This window comes from Rhodanobacter sp. FW021-MT20 (genome assembly GCF_041107475.1).
GTDB classification, from domain to species: domain Bacteria; phylum Pseudomonadota; class Gammaproteobacteria; order Xanthomonadales; family Rhodanobacteraceae; genus Rhodanobacter_A; species Rhodanobacter_A glycinis.
Genome location: NZ_JBGBPX010000035.1, coordinates 1 through 7940, shown reverse-complemented (window position 1 = coordinate 7940; position 7940 = coordinate 1). Strand labels below are relative to the sequence as shown.

Genomic DNA, 7940 nt, shown 5'->3' with positions numbered 1-7940 from the left:
CTCGTGAACCGCCGTATGCGGAACCGCACGTACGGTGGTGTGGGAGGGGGCCGGATGATTCCGGCTCCCTACCCGATCCCCCTATTCCCCGATTCGGATCTCCGTGCCGCGACGGCGGTGCAACAACGTCGAGAGACGCAAATGGCCACCTCACCATGAAGCCTGCTCATTGCAGGTATGCGGAGAGGACGATGGAGAAGGTCTTGATGGCTGGCGCATCGGCGCCGGTTGCTGCGGCAGAGCGTTACGTCGTGATCGAGTCGGAGCACTGGTTGAACAGCCGGACGGGTGCTACCGCGTCCATCTACGGCGCGGTACCGTGGACGCGAGATGCCGATGCCGGCGACTGGTCGGTGGTACCGGCGGGCTGGACAATCCGTGATCTGCGGACAGGGACGGTAGGTTGTGGCCGCCGTCCTTTCCCAACTGCTGAGGCGGCGCGCGACTGGATCGTGCAACAGAACAACCGCATGCGGGGGGCGCACACGCAGGCAGGTGTGGTGGGCGCATAACGGCGATGCCGCAACGGTCGCGCTGAACTGCGTCACGATGTCATTGAACCCCGGTACGAAAGTGCCGGGGTTTTGCTTTGCTGTCGCAGCGAGGGTTCATTGCCCACACTGGCACGCCAAAGCAACGCCCTGCCCCGCCTGGCCAGTCACTTCCACTGGAAGCCACCCCTTTGGTTGGCATGTGTGCTGGAGATCGGCATGAAACACAAGAACTATCTGGATTCATTGAACATCACGGCAGCCCTGTGGTGGTTCATCGAAAACGTGGCGGGGGATGCCACGGATCGGAACGACTACTTCTTCTATCTGCGCGAGCGCTACCGGAACGAGTTCCAGGCTCACACCGGAGCCGAGTCGATCGAGAAGGCGGGGAGCGCCGAATCGAACCTCCCCCTCGCTTCGTTCAACGGGAACATCGCACAAGGTGGCGACGACCATCGAGTCGAGGAGGCGCTTTCATGTCTCGGCGCCGCCTTGCGCGGCGGGCAGATGCAAGGCGTCGAAAACGAGAGTGCTCCACGCGGTCTGAGACTCCCGCAGGGCCTTCCTCGCTTCGTTGTGGATGGTCATGAGTTTCCCAACGAGGAGAGCAGCTTCACTGGGGATGGCAAGTATCCGCCGTTCGTCGTGTTCGACATTGACCGTCAGGAAAACCTGCCGGGCGAGTACGCAACACGCGGCCAGGCGGAGTTGGTGGCCAGCTCGAAGAACAACATGGCTGAGGGATGGGATCTGTGGGACGTGGACGGGACGGGCATGCTCGAAATCCAGCGCGTCGATGAAGCGAACGTCTTTGCCACCGATCAGGAAGCTGTGCTCTGCGTCCGCTTGAAAGCTGCGCTGGGGTCGGTGCGTCATCGGCAAGCTGCGGCCATACACGACAAACACAGGGACGCCCTGCTCACTTACCGGCGTCAGGGTGCACAGGCCCCTCAGCACGCGCTTGGAGGCTGACATGGTAGACATGGGCCAATACGACGCACGGCGCCCTGTGCTGACATCGCCTGCTGAGCAGGAGGTTGTTTTCGCGAGGCATCGTGAGCGCGTTCGTCTCATCTCTGCTGAGATGAGCGTGGAGGAGACGGGCTGCGCAGATCAGTCGCCGCCGCACGTTCCTTGCTAGCAAATGACCGAATCCCCTGGCGCATCTGTGCTGGGGGATTTTTTTTGCCTTGAGGGGATCTTTTTTTAAAAAAGATGCCGTTCGTGTATTGCGTCATAGTGTTACCGCTATACACTTGTATTGAAGCTGGCGCGCCCGCCGGCACATTCGAGAGCCGCCATGGAACGTACCTCCCACGCCAACCGAGTCGATCGAGCCTATGACGATCGTCTGCGCTGCCACTGGCGGAGTGTTACCGCGCTGTCTGCGCAAGCCCTGCGCATCGACGTGACCGATGGCGCCCACTGCGACCCTGCGGGCGCGGTTGAATTTGCCAAGGCTGTGATCCCTGGCGTGCGCCACATCACCCTCACTGAGGGCGGCAAGGAGTTCGCCAGCTACGCGGTGCGCGACGACGACTGGAGCCAGCGTAACCGCTGAGCGCTCTCGCCGCCGCCAGAGACAGATCGATCCCATGCCTTTCACCATCCACTAAGGGGAATCACCATGCCTGCCCTCCAAATCCCGCCGTCCACCTTCGACCTCGAACTCGTGCCGGGTGGCGTCAAGAAGATCAAGTCGGAAAACCGTCGCTCCGATGCCATGTCAATGTTGGCGCCCGAGAAGATCAGCGTGCTGCCGAACTTCAACGTTCGCGTGCGCACGCCCGACTACCTGGAGCACCTGCGCGAGATTGTTGACTCCATGAAGGCGGATGGCTTCCAGATCGATCAAGCTCTCAGCGTGTATGTGGCGCGGGAGAGCGACGACGATGTGGTCTATGTGGTGGACGGCCACACGCGCCTCGAAGCAGCCAAGATCGCAATCGCCGAGGGTGCTGAGTTCACCGAGATCCCGGTGATCCTGCTCCCCAAGTCGCTGAACATGGTCGACATGACTGTCGCCCTGAAGCGGAGCAATACCGTTCGACCGCTGACGCCCTATGAAACGGCGCTGGTGGCGAAGCGCCTGGACATGATGGATCTCTCGGAGGCGGAAATCGGTCGCAAGCTGGGCCTGAACCCGTCGTATGTCAACGGCCTCTTGCTGCTCGCTGCAGCTCCCCGCGCCGTCGCCAACATGGTCATTGCCAACGAGCTGTCTGCGGCCGAGGCAATCAATGTCCTGCGCAAGCATGGCAACAAGGCCGTCGAGGTGCTGGCGAAGGCGAAGCAAAAAGCGGGCGAGGCGGGGCGAAGCCGCGTTACGGCATCCCACATGCCCGGGGCCGCCCTCAACAAGGCGATCCGCAAGTCGGCTCCTCGGCTTTTCGCTACCGCCCGTCAGATCACGGAAGACCCTGGCTATGCGTCGCTGCGCACCGAGACGCGCACGCAGCTCGACGAGCTGCTGGCCGAGTTGAAGAAGATGGAAGACGCAGGACAAGCTGCTGCCACTGCGGAATAGCGCGTGGTGAGCATAGGCATGGGCGCTGGCAATGCCGCCGGCGCTCTCGGTGACACCCTCTCGAATGTGACAGGCACCCTATGTCTGAAGATCGCGCCAACTACTCTCACGCTGCACCGGATGCCTCTAAGGCGGCGGCAGCACAAGCATGTGCGGGATTCATCCAGCTCGTGTTCTTCGATGACCGCTCCAATGAGGCGCTCATCCTCGGTGGCGCCGGTTTCCTGACCAGCGACGAATGGGAAGCCGCGTGGGCTGCCGTGCCTGGCTTCAACGGCCACTCCGCCTTCATGGCAGACAAGATGGATGCGAACCGAGACATACTCACCGATCGCACAGTGTCGGCCGAGACGTGCACCAAGCTGCTGGGCGCTCCGATCGATGTCTTGATTAACCGGGCGCGGAAGCGCGAGCGCAAAAACTGATGCGCCGCACCGGCCGACGAATGGGCAACAGCGCCGAGTGGTGTTGCGGCTATTTCACTGCCGTAGCGCTTCTGCTGCGTCAGGAAGGCGCTGTTACCACGGAGGTACGCGAGCTGTTCGCGATGGGCGGCCCGGTCGATCACGCGCACCCCGACGATATCGCGCTGTTCCAGGAGTATGGCCTGATGCCGGTGACGTCAGGCTCATGAATACCTCGCGCAACGGCTGCGGCTTGCAGCTCGGCGCACTGCTCCGCGAAGCCGCCCCAACGGACGGCACGGAGTAATCCTCATGACTTCACCAATTTTCGTGTTTGGCTCAAACCTGGCCGGCCGGCATGGTCGCTCCGCCGCCCTGGTGGCGAATCGGTACTTCGGTGCCGAGCTGGGCGTGGGCGAAGGGCTGACGGGCTCCGCTTACGCCCTGCCGACCAAGGATGCTGCTCTGAACTCGCTTTCCCTGCCGGCCGTGATGGCCAGCATCGAGCGCTTTCTGGCGTTTGCTCGCCACCACCCCGAGCTGGAGTTCGAGGTTACCCGCGTAGGCTGTGGCCTGGCTGGTTTCCAGGATGCCCAGCTCGCTCCTGCCTTCCTTGACGCACCCCGCAACTGCACCCTCCCCTACCGCTGGCAGCTCATGCTCCACCGAGCCACGACGCCACGAGTGATCGTCGCCTATTCGCCTCGCTTCAATAACTACCGTCTACTGCGGGAGAGGCTCAATCACTTCACAGCCAGCTTCACTGGCTCGCCGGCAATCGTTGTTGGAGGAGAGCGTGGCGCTAACACCCTGGGCGAACGCTACGCTACGCGCAGGGAACTGGAGATCTTCCGCTTTCCGGCCGATTGGCGGCGGTTTGGAAGGGCGGCCGGCAGACTGTGCCACGCACGCATGGCGTGGGCGGCATCGCACCTGGTGGCATTCTGGGACGGCCAATCCGCAGAGACGCGCAACATGATCGAGACAGCCAAAGCCGATGGGCTCGCCGTGCGGATCGTATTGTTTCATACCCCAACCCAAGGAGAACAACATGCCTGACATGGGCTCGCTGGTTCGCAACTACCAACATTTGTTTCCCCACTTCGCCCACTCGTGGGTAACCTTGGTGGGCCTCGCCATTCTGATTTACGCGAGCTTGCTGGCTACCTTGTGGCTGGTGTGCCGACTTCGCGGTCGACCCGGCGTATTCCGTGATTGTGCGATGTTGGTGCTGGTGAGCATTCCTCTCGCAATCATCCCGCCTGCCGCGCTGGCACTTATGGGGCTTGCCTTGTTCCTTGCTGTGTTCGGATCGGTCGGCCACGGCCGCGGCACCAAGTAGCAGGACGCGCAGCAAAAGCCGTCGGTAGTACGTCAACGCAACGCCAGACTGCAAGGTTGAACGCCACACTCGGGTGAAGTCCGCGCTGTTGCGGACACACTCGGAGCAAACCATGGGTGCAAACCGCACTGCCCTGAAAGTTGCCATCACGTACTACGGCCAGCCGGGCCTCGGCGTCGATCCCGAAGCGGTAGCGGAATCGCTGCAGCAGCTCGCTGGCAAGCATCTGCAGCTGACGGTGAAGAAGTTGAACGGCGTGGATGGGCCTCATCTGGACGAAGGCATCAACGCTGTCGAGGCGCAGATCGAGGAAGTAGTCGAAGGAATCCCCGGCATCGAACGCGTCGATTTCAACGGTGACCCGCGTGGAGATGCCACGGTAAGCCTGGTCTTCACCAGCGGTCAGTCCAACGGCTTCTCCACGGGTCTCTGGAAGATCTTCCAGGACTGAGACACTCGATACCGAACCAACCTCGCATCTTCGGATGCGGGGTTTCTTTTTGTGTTTACGGCAAACGTGTTACCGTTAAACTCTAAGGGCAACCCGGGAAATCCGGCAATTGATGCGCTCACACGCAAACCCGAGGAGATCTCTGATGGCAGATGGCAACCGTAGTTTCGATTTCGGAAGGGAGTTGGTCGTCGACCTGTTCGCCGGAGCAGGCGGAGCATCGGCCGGCATCGAGGACGAATACAGGGCACCCGACATCGCGGTGAATCACAACCCCATCGCGATCGCGGTGCACAAGGCGAACCATCCGAACACGCGCCACTACATCGCGGACGTGTTCGAGGTCGATCCGATCGAAGCGACGGGCGGCCGTCCAGTAGGCATCCTGTGGGGCTCGCCTGACTGCACCCATTTTTCCAAGGCAAAAGGCGGCAAACCGCGCAGTCGCAAGATCCGCGGCCTGGCTTGGGTGCTGGTGCGCTGGGCCTATGCCACGCGTCCACGCATGATCCTGATGGAGAACGTCGAGGAGTTCCGCGAGTGGGGGCCACTCGGCTCCGACGATCGTCCCGTCAAGGTGTTGCGAGGCCGCACCTTCAATGCGTTTCGTGCCGTGATGACCACGGGTCTGCCGGAAGACCATCCCGACATGCCAGAGATCCTCGCGGCGATCGGCGACCACGTGCCCAAGGCCGCGCTGGTGCGAGGGCTCGGGTACAACGTCGACTTCCGCGAGTTGATCGCCGCCAACTACACGACGCCGACGACCCGCAAGCGCCTATACGGCGTCATGCGCTGCGATGGGCGGCCGATCGTCTGGCCGGAGGCTGAAGCTTTCAAGGTCGCCGCGAACCCAGCGAAGCGCTGGCACTGGGCCGCCGAGTGCATCGACTTCTCCGATCTGGGCAAGAGCATTTTCGAGCGCAAGAAGCCGCTGGCCAACGCTAGTCAGCGCCGCGTGGCGCGTGGCGCATGGCGACATGTGCTCACCGCGGCCAAGCCCTTCATCGTTCCACTCCGCGGCACGTCGAGCGCACACCACTCGACGCATTCCGTGGACGCACCACTCTCCACGATCACGGGCCAAGGAACGCACCACGCTTTGGCGGCACCAATCCTCACCGAGTTTGCCAACGCCAGCACCCAGCGCACGTGGACGGTGGAGGAACCACTGCGCACTCAGGTAGCGCAGGTGAAGGGCGGTCACTTCGCCCTTGCGGCAGCTCACCTGGTGACCAATACCTCGGGACACAGTGGCGCATCGCTCGCCGCCCCTGTACCGACCGTGGCCACCGGAGGTCACCACGCCCTGGCGGCGTCCGTGATGATCCAAGCAGCCCATGGCGAGGGGAAGCCGGGCGGCGTCCAGCGCTGGGGCATCGGTTCAACCGACGCACACGAACCGCTCCGCACTGTGACGGCCACCGCCAGCGGCGGTCACGCCGTGGCTAACTGCCACTTCGAGCCGACAACGGTTGCCTCGCATCTCATCACGACCGGTTACGGTGAGCGGCCTGGCCAGGATGCACGCGCCCAGTCCATCGAGGCACCGTTGGGCACGGTGGTGGCGACGGGCAAGCATGCCGTCGTCTCGGCGCACCTGACGCACCTGACGCATCAAGGGGAGCGCTCGGGCACGCCCATGGATGAGCCGATGCGCACAGTCACGGGTGCTCACCGAGGCGAGCAGGCCATGGTGGCCGCACACCTGACCGCTTTCGGCGAAAACGCAAAGGGCAGTGGCCTGAATGAGCCCATGCAGACGGTGCTCGCCGGCGCGGTGCGCTACGGGCTGGTCGCTAGCCATGTTGTCAAGTTCCGCGGCGACAGCATCGGCCACCCCATGGATCAGCCGATGCCGACCATTACCGCCGGCGGCAACATGGCACGCCCGGCCGGCGCCGCGCATGCCCTCGGCATGGCTTCGATGTTTCTGGAGCAGGCCAATGGCGGCTTCTACGACGGCGATGGCCGCAGCCTGCACGAACCGGTCAGCACCATCGTCGGCAGCGGCAGCCAGCAGCGGCTCGTGAGCGCCTACCTGGTCAAGTATTACCGTGACGGCGGCCAGCTGCAGGGGCTCGACGAACCCATGCACACGCTGCCCACCAAGGGGCGCATGGGCCTGGTGCAGGTGGTGCAGGTGCCGGCGAATCTGCTGCCGCCGGAGATGATGGCCAAAGCCAAGCGCTGCGCCGAGTTCATGCGCCGCTGGCTCCCCGAGCATTTCCCGGAACCGGCCGAACTGATCCTCGTGGGTGACCACGTGCTGGTCGACATCACCCTGCGCATGCTGCAGCCGAAGGAACTGAAGCTCGCCCAGGGCTTCCGCCCGGATTACATCCTCGATCGCGGTCTGTTCTACAACCCGGAGACAGGCCGGGACGAGTGGCGGCCCATCACGAAAACCGACCAGGTGAAGCTGATCGGCAACAGCGTCTGCCGCCAGGTGGCCGCGGCGCTTGTGCGTGCCAACGCGGCCGACCTGATCGATCTCTACCACCGCATCGCCGCGTGAATCCCGGAGTCACGATGACATGAAGATCCGATACGCCCTCAACACGCCCTGGCCAACGGATGTGCCCGGGCGTAATGGACTCGAATCCGCTGACTGGTTCAAGCACGGAGATATTCCGTTCCTACCTGGGGTTCCACGCCGGAACCGCCGAAAATTCCGAAAAACAGTGTAACTAATTGTTCTAAAAACCCTCTACTAGCCGTC

10 protein-coding genes are annotated in these 7940 nt (G+C 62.9%); all 10 read left to right on the top strand.

The genetic code is table 11. From position 1 onward, the window contains the following. Nucleotides 1-191: 191 nt before the first annotated feature. Entirely contained in the window at nucleotides 192-512 is a 321-nt protein-coding gene (locus tag AB7849_RS19355) for a hypothetical protein (RefSeq protein WP_369501555.1), read from the top strand. A gap of 198 nt (nucleotides 513-710) precedes the next feature. After that, nucleotides 711-1466, top strand: a complete 756-nt coding sequence (locus AB7849_RS19350) for a hypothetical protein (RefSeq protein ID WP_369501554.1) — start codon at nucleotides 711-713, stop codon at nucleotides 1464-1466. A 328-nt stretch (nucleotides 1467-1794) separates the two neighbouring features. Next, nucleotides 1795-2055 carry a hypothetical protein gene (locus AB7849_RS19345; protein ID WP_369501553.1) on the top strand — a complete coding sequence of 87 codons (261 nt, stop codon included), beginning with the start codon at nucleotides 1795-1797 and terminating at the stop codon, nucleotides 2053-2055. Nucleotides 2056-2121: 66 nt separating this feature from the next. Continuing rightward, entirely contained in the window at nucleotides 2122-3021 is a 900-nt protein-coding gene (locus AB7849_RS19340; protein ID WP_369501552.1) for a ParB/RepB/Spo0J family partition protein, read from the top strand. Nucleotides 3022-3101: 80 nt separating this feature from the next. After that, entirely contained in the window at nucleotides 3102-3446 is a 345-nt protein-coding gene (locus tag AB7849_RS19335) for a hypothetical protein (RefSeq protein WP_369501551.1), read from the top strand. After that, nucleotides 3446-3655: a hypothetical protein gene (locus AB7849_RS19330; protein WP_369501550.1), complete on the top strand. Its 210-nt coding sequence runs from the start codon at nucleotides 3446-3448 to the stop codon at nucleotides 3653-3655. Before AB7849_RS19335 ends, AB7849_RS19330 begins: the two co-directional genes overlap by 1 nt. An 82-nt stretch (nucleotides 3656-3737) precedes the next feature. Next, the gene (locus tag AB7849_RS19325; protein ID WP_369501549.1) at nucleotides 3738-4484 is read left to right on the top strand and encodes an A1S_2505 family phage non-structural protein; all 747 of its coding nucleotides are present in this window, start codon (nucleotides 3738-3740) and stop codon (nucleotides 4482-4484) included. After that, nucleotides 4477-4767, top strand: coding sequence for a hypothetical protein (locus AB7849_RS19320; protein WP_369501548.1), 291 nt, complete (start codon nucleotides 4477-4479; stop codon nucleotides 4765-4767). Before AB7849_RS19325 ends, AB7849_RS19320 begins: the two co-directional genes overlap by 8 nt. A gap of 112 nt (nucleotides 4768-4879) precedes the next feature. Beyond that, on the top strand, nucleotides 4880-5218 hold the full coding sequence (locus AB7849_RS19315; RefSeq protein ID WP_369501547.1) for a hypothetical protein: 339 nt from the start codon (nucleotides 4880-4882) through the stop codon (nucleotides 5216-5218). Between the two features lie 145 nt (nucleotides 5219-5363). Continuing rightward, the gene (locus tag AB7849_RS19310) at nucleotides 5364-7736 is read left to right on the top strand and encodes a DNA cytosine methyltransferase (RefSeq protein WP_369501546.1); all 2373 of its coding nucleotides are present in this window, start codon (nucleotides 5364-5366) and stop codon (nucleotides 7734-7736) included. Nucleotides 7737-7940: the final 204 nt, after the last annotated feature.